At 69.7% G+C, this 14,738-nt stretch carries 13 protein-coding genes and 3 pseudogenes; 2 read left to right on the top strand and 14 right to left on the bottom strand.

Translation table 11 applies throughout. The features are described 5' to 3' along the window. Positions 1-188: 188 nt before the first annotated feature. Positions 189-869, bottom strand: coding sequence for a TetR/AcrR family transcriptional regulator (locus tag G3I77_RS38085; protein ID WP_248511434.1), 681 nt, complete (start codon positions 867-869; stop codon positions 189-191). Between the two features lie 108 nt (positions 870-977). On the opposite strand from G3I77_RS38085, the gene G3I77_RS38080 reads away from it, so the two are divergent. Then, the gene (locus tag G3I77_RS38080; RefSeq protein ID WP_248511432.1) at positions 978-1,943 is read left to right on the top strand and encodes an NAD(P)-dependent alcohol dehydrogenase; all 966 of its coding nucleotides are present in this window, start codon (positions 978-980) and stop codon (positions 1,941-1,943) included. Positions 1,944-1,964: 21 nt separating this feature from the next. Here G3I77_RS38080 and G3I77_RS41355 read toward each other — a convergent pair. The 7 genes and pseudogenes from G3I77_RS41355 to G3I77_RS38040 form a co-directional block, all read right to left on the bottom strand. Then, a protein-coding gene (locus tag G3I77_RS41355; protein WP_374388392.1) for an IS5 family transposase occupies positions 1,965-2,809 on the bottom strand; the annotation gives its coding sequence in 2 pieces (ribosomal slippage) (positions 1,965-2,446 and positions 2,446-2,809; 846 coding nt in all). Further along, positions 2,806-4,007, bottom strand: a protein-coding gene (locus tag G3I77_RS38065) for an IS3 family transposase (RefSeq protein WP_374388387.1) whose coding sequence is annotated in 2 segments (ribosomal slippage) — positions 2,806-3,716 and positions 3,716-4,007 — 1,203 coding nt in all. Because the reading frame shifts where the segments join, the coding sequence is not laid out codon by codon here. The genes G3I77_RS41355 and G3I77_RS38065 overlap by 4 nt, the downstream gene beginning before the upstream one ends. Before the next feature lie 57 nt (positions 4,008-4,064). Beyond that, positions 4,065-4,651 (bottom strand): annotated as a pseudogene (locus tag G3I77_RS38060) (transposase). A 75-nt stretch (positions 4,652-4,726) separates the two neighbouring features. Next, positions 4,727-5,246 (bottom strand): annotated as a pseudogene (locus tag G3I77_RS38055) (DUF1203 domain-containing protein). A 510-nt stretch (positions 5,247-5,756) separates the two neighbouring features. Continuing rightward, entirely contained in the window at positions 5,757-6,176 is a 420-nt protein-coding gene (locus G3I77_RS38050; protein WP_248511426.1) for a hypothetical protein, read from the bottom strand. Positions 6,177-6,898: 722 nt separating this feature from the next. Beyond that, the gene (locus G3I77_RS38045) at positions 6,899-7,219 is read right to left on the bottom strand and encodes a helix-turn-helix transcriptional regulator (RefSeq protein ID WP_248511422.1); all 321 of its coding nucleotides are present in this window, start codon (positions 7,217-7,219) and stop codon (positions 6,899-6,901) included. Between the two features lie 271 nt (positions 7,220-7,490). Next, positions 7,491-7,598 (bottom strand): annotated as a pseudogene (locus tag G3I77_RS38040) (thioredoxin-disulfide reductase); the annotation flags it as partial. 143 nt (positions 7,599-7,741) lie between these two features. On the opposite strand from G3I77_RS38040, the gene G3I77_RS38035 reads away from it, so the two are divergent. Further along, the gene (locus G3I77_RS38035; protein ID WP_248511420.1) at positions 7,742-7,984 is read left to right on the top strand and encodes a DUF5302 domain-containing protein; all 243 of its coding nucleotides are present in this window, start codon (positions 7,742-7,744) and stop codon (positions 7,982-7,984) included. A 396-nt stretch (positions 7,985-8,380) separates the two neighbouring features. Here the strand turns inward: G3I77_RS38035 and G3I77_RS38030 are convergent, their stop codons facing one another. The 6 genes from G3I77_RS38030 to G3I77_RS38005 all read right to left on the bottom strand — a co-directional run bounded on the left by G3I77_RS38030 (position 8,381) and on the right by G3I77_RS38005 (position 14,702). Then, complete coding sequence (locus tag G3I77_RS38030) at positions 8,381-9,352, bottom strand: fumarylacetoacetate hydrolase family protein (protein ID WP_248511419.1); 972 nt, start codon at positions 9,350-9,352, stop codon at positions 8,381-8,383. A 116-nt stretch (positions 9,353-9,468) separates the two neighbouring features. Beyond that, positions 9,469-10,407: a VOC family protein gene (locus G3I77_RS38025; RefSeq protein WP_248511417.1), complete on the bottom strand. Its 939-nt coding sequence runs from the start codon at positions 10,405-10,407 to the stop codon at positions 9,469-9,471. Between the two features lie 13 nt (positions 10,408-10,420). Then, positions 10,421-11,446, bottom strand: a complete 1,026-nt coding sequence (locus tag G3I77_RS38020; RefSeq protein ID WP_248511415.1) for an amidohydrolase family protein — start codon at positions 11,444-11,446, stop codon at positions 10,421-10,423. Then, on the bottom strand, positions 11,443-12,606 hold the full coding sequence (locus G3I77_RS38015; protein ID WP_248511413.1) for an FAD-dependent oxidoreductase: 1,164 nt from the start codon (positions 12,604-12,606) through the stop codon (positions 11,443-11,445). The genes G3I77_RS38020 and G3I77_RS38015 overlap by 4 nt, the downstream gene beginning before the upstream one ends. Before the next feature lie 147 nt (positions 12,607-12,753). After that, positions 12,754-13,725: a cyclase family protein gene (locus G3I77_RS38010; RefSeq protein ID WP_248511411.1), complete on the bottom strand. Its 972-nt coding sequence runs from the start codon at positions 13,723-13,725 to the stop codon at positions 12,754-12,756. Then, on the bottom strand, positions 13,722-14,702 hold the full coding sequence (locus tag G3I77_RS38005; RefSeq protein ID WP_248511409.1) for a fumarylacetoacetate hydrolase family protein: 981 nt from the start codon (positions 14,700-14,702) through the stop codon (positions 13,722-13,724). The genes G3I77_RS38010 and G3I77_RS38005 overlap by 4 nt, the downstream gene beginning before the upstream one ends. Positions 14,703-14,738 lie beyond the last annotated feature (36 nt).

Genomic DNA, 14,738 nt, shown 5'->3' with positions numbered 1-14,738 from the left:
TGGACGTGTGTGTTCCTTGGTCGGAGCACATGTTCAGCCGAAGGCCGCTTCCGTGTACGGCGATTACCGGACCGGGTGATCAAGTTCGACGCACCATTCGACGTCGGACGTTAAAGATCAAGCTAGGGCCTGTTGCGAAAGTGGCGCGGTCGCCCGAAGGGCGGCCACACGGCAGGCGCCGCTTCGTATCAGGTTCCGGAGGACCGCTGTCCCTGGGAGCCGTGGGCTGCGAGCGGAAGACTGCGCAGCGACAGTGCGCTCGGCGCTGGCAGCGCTCCGTGGGCCGCCTCGGCGCGGAACGACTGGAGCAAGTACGCCACCAGACGCCGGGACGCCGCACGGTCACCCGGCAATGCGGTGACCAGACCGCAGTGGGACAACAAGGCCACGGCAATGTCGGAGGGGTGGAAGTCGGCCCGCAGCACGCCCGCCGCCTGAGCCCTGCGGACCAGGGTCATGAAGTCCTGCTCGGCCTGTTCCCGTACCCGCGCGTATTCTCGCGTGCTGTCCGGAAAGGCCGCGACGAATGCGGCCGGGAAGCCCCGTTCCTCCCGTTGTAGTTCGCAGACCGTCTCGACCAGTCGCTGGAAGCCCTGCCACGGATCGGGGTCGGCCAGCGCCTCGGTGAGCGTCCGAGCACAGGTGTCCATCTGGTGCGCGAACGCGGCCCGCACCAGGGCGTCCCGCGTCGGGAAACGCCGGTACAGCGTCGCCACGCCGACCCCCGCCCGCCGGGCCACGGTCGCCATGGGCGCGTCGATGCCGTGCTCGGCGAAGACCACGCGGGCAGCCGAAAGGATGCGCCGCCGGTTGCGCCGGGCGTCCGCCCGCAGACTGTCCTGCCCCGCGATCCGAGAGGATTCCCCCACCGCTGTCTCTCACCTCCGGTCAAATGGACGATCTCGTCCGCTTGCCAGCCTACGCTCGGCGCCACGATCCCCCGCACGGCCACTGGTGGCGAAGGTGAGAACGCAACGATGGACGACCGCACGATGAAAGCCGTACTGTTCGACCGCTTCGGCGGCCCCGAGGTGCTGTATGTGGGCCGGGTGCCACGTCCCGGACCGGCACCCGGCGAGGTCCTCGTGCGCGTGCGCGCGTTCAGCGTGAACGGCGGCGAACTGGCGGCCCGTTCCGGTCGGGCCCGCCTCGTCACCGGCCGGAAGTTCCCGCAGCGCATCGGGCTGGACTTCACTGGCGAGATCGCCGCACTCGGCACCGGCGCGACCGGCGTAGCGGTCGGCGACCAGGTGTGGGGCGTCCTGGGCCGCAGCTCCGGATTCGGCAGCGCCGCCGAGTACGTGACGGTACGGCCCGAGCGGCTCGGCCGGGTCCCGGACGGACTGGACCTCGTGGCCGCTGCCGCGCTGCCGGTGGCCACCACGGCCGTCACGGCCCTCCGCGACAAGGCCGCACTGCGCCCCGGCGAACGGCTGCTTGTACGGGGCGCGGCGGGCGGCGTCGGCAACGCCGCCGTCCAGCTGGGACAGGCGTACGGTGCCGAGGTCACGGCCCTGGCCCGCGCTGCCAACCTCGACTTCGTCCGTACGCTCGGTGCCCACCACGCCGTCGACCACCGGACCGTGTCCCCTGCGGAACTGGGACTGTTCGACGTGGTCCTCGACACGGTGGGCACCGACCTGCGTACCGTACGGCGGATGCTGAAGCCGGGCGGACGCATGGTCACCATCGCCTTCGACCTGACGCGGCCCGCCGCCTCGCTGGGCTACATCGCGGCCAGCGCCGTCCACGGACGCGGCCGGGTGCGCTTCTTCAGCGGCAACCCCGAACGTGCGCTCTTCGACGACCTCGCCCGCCAGGTGACAGAGGGGAAGCTGCGGCCGGCGGTGGACACGGTCTTCCCGCTGAAAGAGACAGCGGCCGCACACCGGGCGCTGGAGGCGGGCGGTGTGCGGGGCAAGTACGTGGTCAGGGTCGACTAGGGTTTGTTGGGAAGGTGCTGGTCACAGCCACTCGTTGAGGACTGCAACCAACACGGTCGCCTCGTAGCGGACGGCGAGCTTGTCGTATCTCGTGGCCACGGCCCGGTGGCGCTTGAGGCGGTTGATCCCGCACTCGACGGCATGCCGCTCGCGGTAGTCGGTTTTGTCGAACTTCGGCGGCCGACCGCCTCGGGCACCGAGCTTCTGGCGGTTGCGGACGCGGTCGGCGGGGACCGGGATGGTCGCCTTGATCCCGCGTCTGCGCAGGTAGGCCCGGTTGCGGCGGGAGTCGTACGCTTTGTCGGCCCGCACCCGGTCCGGCCGCCTGCGGGGCCTGCCCGGACCAAGGCGAGGTACCCCGATGGCTTCCAGGACCGGCTCGAATTGCGGCGAGTCACCCCGCTGGCCGGCTGTGATCACGACGCTCAGCGGCTTCTGCCCCTGCTCGACGGCAAGGTGGATCTTGGTGGTCAGGCCGCCTCGGGAACGTCCGAGACCATGGTCGGCCGGCTCAACGGCAATGCCGCAGGGCGGTTCCTTTTGCAGATCCCCCTTTTCGAGGCCCCGGCGGCGTGCTGGTGGGCCCGGCAGACGGTGGAGTCGATATTCACGTCCCAGGTGATCAGGCCCTTCGCGTCCGCCTGAGCTTGGAGCTGAGTGACGAACCTGGCCCAGGTGCCATCGCGCTGCCAGCGCCGGAACAGGTCGTAGACCCGCTCCCAGGGCCCGTTGCGTTCCGGCACATCACGCCAGGGAGCACCGGTACGGGTCCGCCACCGAATGCCGTCTATCAGCTGCCGTCGCGTCCACACCGGCGGACGGCCCGGCTTGATGGGCCTTGACCCGGAATCTTGGACACGGGCTATGCGGCTTGGGCCAGGGTAGTTGATGTTGTGTCGAGTGCTGCCTCGTAGGCGATGGGACTCCGTTGTCCGAGGTGGGAATGACGGCGTCGGGTGTTGTAGCGGTGCAGCCAGCGGAACGCGTCGAGACGGGCTTCGCGTTCGCTGGACCAGTGCTTTCGGCCCTGAAGAGTCTCGCGTTTGAACGTCGCGTTGAAGGACTCGGCGAGCGCGTTGTCCGCCGAGCTGCCGATCGCGCTCATGGACTGGCGGACGCCGGTCTGTCGGCAGGCGTCGGCGAAGGCCCGGCTGGTGTACTGGGCTCCGTGATCGGTGTGTATGACCGCCCCGGAGAGGCTGCCGCGAGTCCGTTCGGCGGCGGACAGGGCGTCGATGACGAGGCCGGTGCGCATGTGGTCCGCGATCGCCCAGCCGGCCAGGCGGCGTGAGGCGAGGTCGATGACGGTGGCCAAATACAGGAACTTCCCGCCGTCCAGCGGGAGATAGGTGATGTCGCCGACGTACTTCGTATTCGGCTCACGCGCGGTGAAGTCGCGGCCGATGAGATCCGGGGCCTTCGCCGCGGCCGGGTCCGCGACCGTGGTGCGGTGCCTGCGGCGTAGGCGCACGCCCGCCAGACCGGCGGCCCGCATCAACCGCGCGATCCGCTTGTGGTTGACGCGCTCGCCCGCCTCGCGGAGCTCGGCCGTGATCCTGGGAACGCCGTAGGTGCCGTCCGACTCGCGGTGCACGGCCCGTATCCGGGCGGCGAGGCGGGCGTCGGCCGCCTGCCGGACGGCCCGATCCGCGGCCGTCCGACGCCAGTAATAGAAGCTGGAGCGGGCGATGCCCACGATGGTGCACAGCCGCTTCACGCCGTAACGGCGCTGATGGTCGGCGACGAACTGGAAGCGGTTCACCAGCGCGTCTCCCCGGCGAAATACTTCGCCGCCTTCCGCAGGATCTCGCGCTCTTCCTCCAGCTCACGGACCTTCTTCCGCAGAGCGGCGTTCTCCGCCTCCAACGGCGTCGGCGGCTCGGCAGGCACCTCCGTCCGGCGCCCCCGGGGCCGGCTCGCACCGGCCGCTCGGACCCAGTTCCGCAGGGTCTCGGGGTTGATCCCCAAATCGGCGGCGACCTGCCTGATCGTCGCCTCGGGCCGCGACTCATACAGCGCGACCGCGTCCGCCTTGAACTGCGGCGGATAGTTCTTCATGACCACGAGATGTCCGTTCTCAGATCCTCAGGATCCAGTGTCTCGTGTGTCCAGGATCAAGGGTCAAGGCCCGACGGTGTCGCGGAGCCAGATGATCATTGCGGTGATGGTCAGGGTGCCGTTGAAGATGTAGTCGCGCTTGTCGAACCGGGTGGCCACCGCGCGGAACTGCTTCCACTTGTTCACGCACCGCTCGACTGCGTTGCGACGGGCTGGCCGCAGCAGCCGGATGCTCTGCTCGGCAGCTCCTGCTCGAAGCCCCTTCCGAAGTAGTTCCTGGCGCCGATCAGCGTCTGTCCGGGCCGGTCGGCAACCAGGCCGGGTTCGGCAGCGAGGAGGTCCAGCAGAGTCTCGCGCTCGTCGGCTTCTGCTCCGGTCAGCGCGAAGGCGACGGGCAGGCCCTGGGGGTGCACACCAGGTGCAGCCGCAGGCCCCAGAAGAAGCGGATGTGACTGGCGCAGTACCCGTACTCGGCCCATCCGGCCAGGTCGCATGGCCTGCATCACCGCCAGTGTGACCAGCTCGGCGTCAGCAAGCTTCGGGGCGATCCCCACGGCCGGACGCCATGGCGCGAGATGCGGAGACGCCTTCAGCAGGTCGTCGGTCTTCACATAGAGTGCGGTTGCGAGGGTGTCCAACTCTCTCTTCATAAACTGACGTTGGACGCCCTCGTCCCATGCGCGCAGCCGATCCCTTGAGGTCGATCATTCACGTGGGTACGGCTGCTACTGCTCCTTGGCGGAGGGCCGTCGCACCTCGAAGTGCAAGCATCCGTATTCCAGTGCCCTGACGTGTAGGAGCACCACGTCCGGATCGTTGAACGCATCGTCGAAGGCTGCATCGAAGCCAGTCGTGGCGTCGGCCGGAATCTCCAGAAGGCGACCACCTGCGATATGGCCCCGGGCGTCATAGCGGCGCACGCTACGTAGTGCGCCCGGCCGAGCGAATGGGTAGTTCTCGCGGGGGGTGAACCCGCCGCAGTCGTCGGCATGGATGAAGACGGGACCCTGGTCGTCGTACGCGCCCGGATCTGCGCCCCGTCGCGGCGGCCCAGCGACGCGACGAGGCGTACGGAACCAGGGCAATCCGCTCGCCGAGCGTGATGGGGCGCAGGCAGCAGCGCAGCGGCGAGCCAACGTCGTCGCCGGTCGCGATGTACGAGGCGCAGGCACGGCCCGCGTCGTCGACAACCCGCAATTCCTTCAGGACGGCTGTGTCAACGGGGGGCACGGTGTATCTGGTCATGTGCCCATGCTGGATCGACACACGGGCGGTTGCTGGCAGGAAACGGACGTCATGTTGGGGCGCACCCACGCAGAAGGCCAGCCGGAAACGTCACCCCCGCTGAACGCAGGCCGCCTACGCTCGCCGACCCCTTGGAATCAATCATCTAGCCGCCGCCCGTGATGACCGTGGTCCGCCCGAGGGCGGTCTTCGCACTTGCGCGCGATTCCCCCTTATCCTCATGCCGTCGCGGGGTCGCGCCGGATCGCGGTGTACGGTTCGACCGTCGACATCTGCGGCAGGACAGGGTCTTTCATCAGGAGCACTCTCGATGCTGGCCTGGCCATGTACCCCGCCGACGTCGAACTCCTGAACATCACCCGTCCGTGGTTCGGAGTGACTCCCAAACCGTGAACAACTGACGTCAGTACTCGTGATTGAGGCCAGACAGGACAGGGCGGCTCTCATCCTGACCAGGCGGGCGGCCTCGCAGAACCAAGGGACCGGCACCTTCCCGTCATGCGTAGTGGGCTACGTGGCCAGCAACGCAGCAAGACTTGTGGCGGTCCGCTCGCCCGCTCGCTGCTTGATCAAGCCCTCCTTGGCGGCCGCACGAAGCCTGACATCCGAGCTGGACGCGTCGCCCCTCGTCACCAGTGCAGTAACCACGACAGGGTTCAGGCCGCCATACCCACCGCTGGCAACGACACGGATCGTCCGCCGATCCTCACCAGGTTCAGGCACGGGGCCGACTGTTCGCCCTGCTTGTTCGAGCACTTTGGCGACGCGCTTGACGGCATCTTCGAATGGCAAGGCGACGACCAAGTCGATCTCGTGAACGTTCTTCTTCATCAGCTTGGCCACGAACCGGGTCAAGCCACCGCCACCCCCAGTACGAGCAGCGAGAGCAGCGAGCTCATCGGCCAGGATGTCATCCTCACTCCGGTCCATGCGCCCTCACCCTTCCGCCCTCGCTGACTGCGCTTCCCATGTACTCAGTTGCAGACCCTAGCGAGGGGCAAAGGACCGTCGGCGGGCGGCCCGGCGCAGGCGCCGCCGGCCACAACACCGACGAGACCACACCGCGCGTCGCGCCCGCGCCGCGGTTGGGGGTGACGCCTGGACCTGACAGGGTGCGGTGGCCGTGATCGGGATCGACGGGTCGATGCCGACCGGACGTCTATCCCCAGACGGGAGAGCGTGCGTATGTGCAGGACCTCTCCACGAGACAGCGGCGGTCGCCCGGGTCGGCCGAGGGGCAATCCTGCAATTCTCTTTCACGCATACGTCTCCGGCGTCACAACTCGCGCTGTGTATAGGTCGTCGAAGCCCCACACCTGGACAGCTGTCTGGGGACCGTCTGGCACGCGCATCGGCTGCGAGGGCATGATGATGAAAAGGGTTCCTCAGTCTCCCGGCTACCCGCTCTTCTTGATGATCGACCTCTTTGAGATCGGCCCTCGCTCCGGGACCGACGCCTCCTACCCGAAGACTGCTCACATCCACCGCGTGCTTGGATGGGATGCCGCTTCGGCTTCTGACGGTAACGTCTGACAAGAAGTAGCCATGCGAGGAGGAGGGCACGGATCCGCCCTCGTAACAGGCTCAGGCACCCATCCGCTCTCGCCGCAGCCCTCATCGGCTATCGCCGTCTTGTAGCGCGTTGACGCAGTTCAGCGCGCTTGGCCTGCGGCGATTACGGCCTGGATCAGGCCCGGGAAGCGGTGGTCCAAGTCCTCCTTGCGGAGGCGCATGTAGAGACCGTTCCCGGCGTCGCGCTGATACACCAAGCCCGCCTCGCGCAGTACTCGCCAGTGACGGGTGCGGCTGGACTTGCCCATCGGTAGGTCGAAGGAAGCACACAGCCGCTCTTCATCTGGCCGTTCGGCCAGTTCGGCCACGACCCGACGCCGGTTCTCGTCAGCGAGCGCCAAAAGGATGGGCCCCACCTGCAACTCCTCGGCGCGAGGGTGCGCCAACTCGCTTGCCGTCATCACTCCACCCCTCGACAAGGTACGCCTAGTTGCGTACCTTCCTGGAGGTACGCAACTAGGCGTACCTTACCGCTGCTGGGGGAGTCATGTCTGTACCCGCATCGCCGCGTCGCTGAGTCCTGTCGCGCATCTGCACGTCACTGCGCAAGCTCCTGCTCATCGAGCACTCGCCCTTCATGACCCTCTGACCCGGGGCAAGGCCTCTACCTCTCGCGAGCGAAGGCCTGAAGATCCAAGCGCCCTATGAGAAGCGATGTCCAGGGGCTGCGACTGCGCCGGTGATGGCCTGGTGGCAGGTGTGGTCGACGACGTCGCCGGTGGCGAACCCGGCGGGCAGGCCGGTGCCCGTGGCCGGGGAAGCGACGGCGATGTAGCCCTCGCAGGTCGAGTTGGCCATTGAAGGCCGCCCGGGTGTGTCGCTTGCCCTCTGTTTGATTGCGGCCTGCGTGATGGTGACGGCGCCTCATGCGGTGTTCGGCATGACAAGCTGTGCTCTCCAGCACCCGAGCCCAGGAGGTCACCATGGCCGCAGAGTCTCCCTCACAAGAAGGTTCGGAGTCGGCTGACGCCGAGAGCCCTGCCCTCTCGCCCGACGAGGACGGCAACTACGACCTGAAGCGCAAGTTTCGGGAAGCCCTGGCGCGCAAGCGCGGTATGCAGGCGGACGCCGCCGACCTCGCTGCGAACACCGATACGTCAAAGGTCCGCGGCACGCATGGCCCGGCCGCCCATCAGCGGTCGTTCCGGCGCAAGAGCGGCGGCTGAGTCCAAGACGGCCCTTGGATGAGACTCAGCAGGACACGGCCCGGCAGTCATGCCGATGAGTCGGGCCGGGTCCTGCCCGAGTCACGGGGAAAGGTCCGTTCAGGCGGTGCCTCAGCGGCTGGACACGCGCGGGTGCCGCCTCAGCCGTTGCGAGCAAGGGGCGGCAGCGAACTACCGGCGGGGCCTTGAGCGGCGCCGGAGCGGCGATCGCCCCGCTGGTCGCCGCTGCTTGATCTGACTGGCGGGGCGGCGGCAGCCTGGTGCCTCGGTCACGGCCGTGGCGCTCACCCGGGCACCCTCACGGGGCAGCACCTCGGTCTCCGCGGAGCCGCCCTGGCCGGCGGCCGCGCCCCTGACCACGACGACCCCGCCGAGGACCCTTGGGAGGCAGGTCGGTCACGGCCGCTCCCGGGAGCGGCGCCGGCCCGAGGGGATGGGCAGCGGGGCGGAGCCGGCCACCACGGTGTTGGAGACACTGCCGATGCCCTCGACGGAGAGACTCACCGTGTCGCCCGGCTTCAGCGGCGGCGGGTCCTGCTTGCCCCGTACGCCCCACAGCTCGGCGAGGCAGCCGCCGTTGCCGCAGGTTCCGGAGCCGAGGACGTCGCCGGGGCGCACCCAGGTGCCGCGCGAGGCGTAGGCGACCATCTCCTCGAAGGTCCAGCTCATGTTGGACAGCAGATCCCTGCCGACCACGGCGCCGTTGATCTCGGCGGTCAGCGCGAGGCGCAGGAAGCCGTCCTCGTCCCGGTACTTCTCCAGCTCGTCGGCGGTGACCAGGTACGGGCCCAGCGTGGTGGCGGTGTCCTTGCCCTTGCAGGGGCCCAGGCCCACCTTCATCTCCGCCGACTGCAGGTCACGGGCGGACCAGTCGTTGAAGACGGTGTAGCCGGCGATGTGCTCGCGGGCCTGCTCGCGGGTGAGGTCCCGGCCCTCCTTGCCGATCACGGCGGCCACCTCGAGCTCGAAGTCGAGGACACGCGACCCCGGCGGCACCGGGATCTCGTCGTACGGGCCGTACACCGCGTACGGGTTGGTGAAGTAGAACGTCGGGGCCGCGTACCACTGCTCCGGCACCCCCGCCGCCCCGTCCACGGACCGCCGTACGCCCTCGACGTGCTCCTCGAAGGTGACGAAGTCCCGCACGGTGGGCGGCTGAAGCGGCGGCAGCAGCCGCACCTGGGAGACATGCGGGCCGGCCGCGACCTCGAGCATCGCGGAGCCCGCGTCGAGCAGTTCGGGCAACGCGCCGCCCTCGGCGAGCAGGCCGGTCAGTGAGGTGACACCGGGAAGGGGGAAGAGCGTGCCGTCCCCTGCGACGACGGCCACCTGGCGTCGGTTGCGGTACTCGTACGTGGCGAAACGCATGGCTGGGTCCAGTCGCAGGGGAGGCAGAAGGGTGGGCGGAGCTGGACCGGGGGCGCGGCGGGGAGTCAGGGCGTGACAGGGCTGCCGCGCCCCCGGCGACTGGGGACGGCTGCCGGTCAGACCGGCGGGGCGACGAAGACGCCGTGGTCGACGTCGTTGAACGACTCCTTGGCGATCAGTTCGTTCATCGGGTTCGCGGTGCCCCACTGGTCGGTGACCTCGGGCTGCGAGAAGTCGTAGACGTGGGGGTGCCAGGTGTCCTCGTCGAGGAGTTCCAGCTCGGTCGTGTACTCGACGGTGTTGCCGTGCGGGTCGAGGAAGTACGTGAACGTGTTGTCGCCGGCCATGTGACGGCCCGGACCCCAGATCTTGCGGACGCCGGCCCGCATCACGCGGCCGGAGCCGCGCATGTACTCGTCCAGGCCGCGCATCTCGAAGGAGACGTGGTGCAGGGCGGTGTGCGGGCCCTGCGCGATGGCCATCGAGTGGTGCTGGTTGGAGATCCGCATGAAGTGCATGACCTCGCCCATGTGCGGCGAGTGCAGCGTGTCGGAGAGACGGAAGCCCAGGTGGCGCTGGTACCACTCCCGCGTCCTGTTCAGATCCGGGGAGTTGAGCACGACGTGCGACAGCTTGACCGGGATCGCCTCGTTCTCCTCGATCCTGCGGTGCTGCCGTACCTCCACGTCGGCCGAGACCTCGATGGTGCGCCCGTCGACGTCGAAGAAGCGGAAGCCGTATCCCCCTCCGGGGGTGTCCACCGTGCCCGGCTGGGAGATCAACTGAACGTCGCCGGCGAGGAGTTCCTCGGCCAGCGTGTCCACGTCCGCCGCGCTCGCGGCCCCGTAGGACACCAGGTCGAGGCGCTTCTCCTCGGCCTGGCGAAGCCGGATCACATACCGCTCGGGGGAGCCCTCGGCGGCCAGGAAGGAGATGCCGGAGTCCTCTTCGACCTTGGTCAGGCCCCAGACGCCGGCGTAGAACTCGAGCTGCTTGTCGTAGTCGGGAACGGCGAGGTCGACGTGCCGCAGATGCGTGAGCAGGCGGTTGCTCATGGGGGGTTCCTCCTCAGAAGAGGTCGAGCAGGGCCGCGGCGCTCGCGCCGCGGACGGAGTGGAAGTCGGCGTCGGGCAGGTCCGCCGCGCGCAATGCGCCCAGCGGGTCCTCGGTGCCCATGTCGAAGGGGAAGTCGGAGCCGAGCAGGACCCGCCCCGGGCCGGCCGCCCGAAGCAGCTCCCGCAGGACCTGGGGGTCGTGGACGAGGGAGTCGAAGTACAGCTGCCGCAGATAGCTGCTCGGCTCCCGTGCGCAGCCCTGAGCGTCCGGGCGGACCCGCCAGGCGTGGTCGGACCGGCCGATGTGGGTGGGCAGATAGCCACCGCCGTGCGCCGCGATCAGCCGCAGGCCCGGATGACGGTCCAGGACGCCGGAGAAGATCAGGTGGGAGAGTGCGACGGCGTTCTCGGTGGGCTGGCCGACGGTGTTGGACAGGTACCACTGGTCCAGGCGATCGTCCAGCGTGCAGCCGAACGGATGCAGGAAGACCAGTGCGCCGGTCTCCTGCGCGCGAGCCCAGAACGGTGCCAGACGCGGGTCGGAGAGCTCCACCTCCCGGGTCCCGCCCGGGCTCGGGGCGTGCGAGGAGAGCTCCACGCCCCGCAGTCCCTGGGCCAGCGCGTGGTCGAGCGACTCGACGGCGAGATCCGGATGCTGGAGGGGGACCAGCCCGAGACCGAGCAGCCGGTCGGGTGCCTTCGCGCAGTGCGCCGCGGTGCCCTCGTTGGCCAAGCGGCGGACTTTCTCCGCCAGTTGCGGATCGGCCCAGTAGTGGTAGTGGGACGGGGACGGACTGACCAGCTGGATGTCCACGCCCTGCGCGTCCATCGCCGCCAGCCGGACCGCGACGTCCGTCAGTTTCGGCACCCGCGCGCCGACCATGGGGCCGCTCACGGCCAGGGCCGCCGGGCCGTTGCGACGGGCGTCGAGGTCACGGGCCTGTGCGAGGCCGGTCCGGCCGGCCACAACCTCCTCGACCTCAGGCAGCAGCAGGTGGGCGTGGACGTCGATCGTCGGTATCGACTCGGGCTCGGTCACGGGAGTTCCTTGAGCGCGTTCAGGGTGCGGTGGGTCAGTCCGGGCACGTCCGCGTCGCGCACCCCGTCGAGATGCCACTGGCCCAGCCGGCAGGAGGCTTCGACGACCATGCCGACGCGGGGGAGGCGGCGGTCGTGGTACTCGGTGAAGAGCCCGTCGTCCCAGTCGTCCCGGGCGGTGAGCAGCTCGGCGAGGACCAGGGCGTCCTCCAGGGACATCGCAGCGCCCTGTGCGAAGGTGGGCGGGCAGCAGTGGGCGGCGTCCCCGACGAGCACGACCCGGCCGCGGTGCCAGGGGCCCTCCACCAGGAGACGGTGGAACCAGGTGTAGTTGACCTGGGCCGGGTCCTCGATGTGCTGCACGATCTCGGGCCAGTGGCCGCCGTAGCCCTGGGCGAGTTTGCGCATCTCGTCGGCGTAGGACTCCGGCGGGATCGAGGCGCGCTCACGGTTGGCCTCGACGACGTAGGCGTAGATGGTGTCCTCGCTGGTGGGACAGTAGCCCGCGATGTACGCCGGGCCGCCGGTCGCCAGGTCCGTGCGTTCCAGCCCCTCGGGGCGGGGAGCGGCGATGCGCCAGATGGCCATTCCGGTGGGTTCCGGCTTGTCGGCGATGCCGATCGCGGCGCGGGTCGCCGAGTTGAGGCCGTCGGCGGCGATCACCAGGTCGTAGCGGCCTTCCGTGCCGTCGCTGAAGCGCACCGAGACGCCGTCGGCGTCCTGCTCCAGGGTCTCGGCGGTGGTGCCGAGGCGCACGGTGGCGCCGGAGGCGCGGACCGCGTCGATGAGGATCTGCTGCAGTTGGGGGCGCTGCATGCCGAGCGTGGCGGGCAGGTCGGGGCCGCCGGTCTGGATGTCGTCGGCGACGAAGAGGACCGTGCCGTCCGGGGCGGTCACGCCCAGCTGGCCGAAGGCGAAGCCGGAAGCGCTCACCCGATCCCACACGCCCAGCTCGCGCAGCACTCTGAGGGCGTTGCCCTGGAGGGTGATGCCGGAGCCGGTGGTGGCGTTCCAGTCGGGCTTGGCCTCGATCAGGTCCACGGCGACACCGGCACGGCGCAGCAGGATGGTGACGGCGTTGCCGGAGGCGCCCCCGCCGATGACGAGGACGGTGCGGCCGGCCCCGGCCGGAGGCTGGGGGAGGGTGCGGGGGTCGCTCATGGTCGGGGATACCTCCCGGTCGGGCCGCGCGGCTTCGGGCGGCGGGTGTGCGGCTCGCCCGCTGGGAGTGCGGGCCAGGGGTGGGGACGGGGTGCGGGCCGGATGCGTCGTTGCTGTCCGGGAAGGGCGCATCCGGGGGCCGGGCGGCTACTTGACCGCGATCGGGTTCACCGGTGAGCCGACGGCTCCCGTGATCGGCAGCGGCGCGGCGGTGAGCCAGAACTCGTAGACGCCCTCGGCCGCGCAGTCCTCGGCGAGCGCGTCGAGGTCCCACATCTCGCCGATCAGCAGGCCCATGTTGGGGATGACGACTTGGTGCAGCGGCTGGAAGGCGTCGTCGAACTCGTTGGGCCGTACCTCGAAGCCCCAGGTGTCGGTGGCGATCGCGGCGATCTCGGTGCCGTGCAGCCAGCCGGCGGTGGTGAAGGACAGCCCGGGCGCGGGGCCGCCCGCGTAGTCGCCCCAGCCGTCGCGCCGGGCGCGGGCGAGGTGTCCGGTGCGGACGAGGACGATGTCGCCGCGTCCCACGCTCACACCGTGGGCCCCGGCGGTCGCGGTCAGATGCTCCGCGGTGATCGCGAAACCGTCCGGCAGCTCCGGTGCACCGTCGTCGGCACCGAAGATCCGGGCTACGTCCAGCAGCACCCCGCGCCCGGCCACGTACGGGGCCATGTGCTCGATTCCGGTGACCAGGTCGCCGTCGGAGGTGACGACCCTCTCGGCCGCCCTGCCGTTCCAGGCGATGCCGTGGTCGAAGATGTGCCCGAGCCCGTCCCACTGGGTGGAGCACTGCAGTGGCATCGCGACCACGTCGTCGGCGCCGCCGATGCCGTGCGGGAAGCCCTGGTTGCCCAGCGCCGCGTCCGTCCCCGTGTCCAGCATGGTGTGCACGGGGTTCGTCCGCCGACGCCAGCCCTTCTGCGGGCCGTTCATGTCGAACCGCTGCGACAGGGAGAAGCTGACCCCACGGCGGACCAGCGCGGCGCCCTCGCGGCGTTTGGCCTCGTCGAGGAAGTTGAGGGTGCCGAGTACGTCGTCCTCGCCCCAACGCCCCCAGTTGGAGCAGGCCTTGGCGGCCTCGGCGATGGCGCCCTCCGGGTCGGTCCGGTCCAGGCTCATGACGCCTGCTCCACGCAACGCGTGCGCTGTACGCCCAGGCCGGTGATGGAGCCCTCCATGACGTCGCCGTCGCGCAGCAGTCGGCCCCAGTGGATGCCGTTGCCGGCCGGGCTGCCGGTCAGCACCAGGTCGCCCGGCAGGAGCCGGGAGGTCTGGGAGATGTACGACACCAGCCGTGCGATGCCGAAGAGCATGTCCTCGGTGGACTCGTCCTGCATGGTCTCGCCGTTCAGCTTCAGCGTGACCCGCAGGTCACCGGGGTCGGTGATCGACTCGGCCGGCACGAGCCAGGGGCCGAGCGGGGTGAAGCCGGGCGCGTTCTTGCAGCGCAGCCAGTCGGTGCCGATGGCGGGCATGTCCCGGCGGAAGACGGTGGCGCGGTCGGTGAGGTCGTTGGCGATGGTGTACCCGGCGACGTACTCCAGCGCCTCCTCGGCGCAGACCCGGTACGCGGGCTTGGCGATGACCGCCGCCAGCTCCAGTTCCCAGTCGGGCTTCTCGGCCCAGGCGGGCAGGACGACGTCGTCGTACGGACCCGCGATGGTGCTGGGCAGGCCGATGAACACGTACGGCAGGTCCTCGGCGGCCCGCCGGTCCATGATCGCGGCGATCTCCGCGCGGGCCTCCTCGACGGTGCGCGGGTCGTCGGCGGAGCGGTGGGCGACCTCGAGGTCGATCACGTGCTGCCGGTAGTTGGCGCCGGACTGGAAGATCTGGCGGGGCTCCAGCGGGGCGTGCACCCGCAGGCCCTCCAGCGGCTGCCAGCCGAGGCTGTCGTCGTCCGCCAGGGAGCGCAGCACGGGAAGCGTCCCCTCCCAACGCTCCACCACGGCACGCACGCCGGACGGCGTCCAGTCCAGGGCTCTGCTCAGGTCGAGTACCCGTCCCTCGGCCAGAAGGCCGGGGAAGGGCTCCTCCTCCGGAGCGGAGAACGTGCCGAGCGCGAACGTGCCGGCAGGTTGCGTGAGCGTTGCCATCAGATGTCCTCCTGCGGGGTTGCGGTCTACTGTGGC

Origin of the sequence: Streptomyces sp. D2-8 (assembly GCF_023184515.1) — a bacterium.
GTDB lineage: Bacteria > Actinomycetota > Actinomycetes > Streptomycetales > Streptomycetaceae > Streptomyces.
The sequence above is the reverse complement of the archived record's forward strand: the minus strand, read 5'-3'. Positions and strand labels throughout refer to the sequence as shown.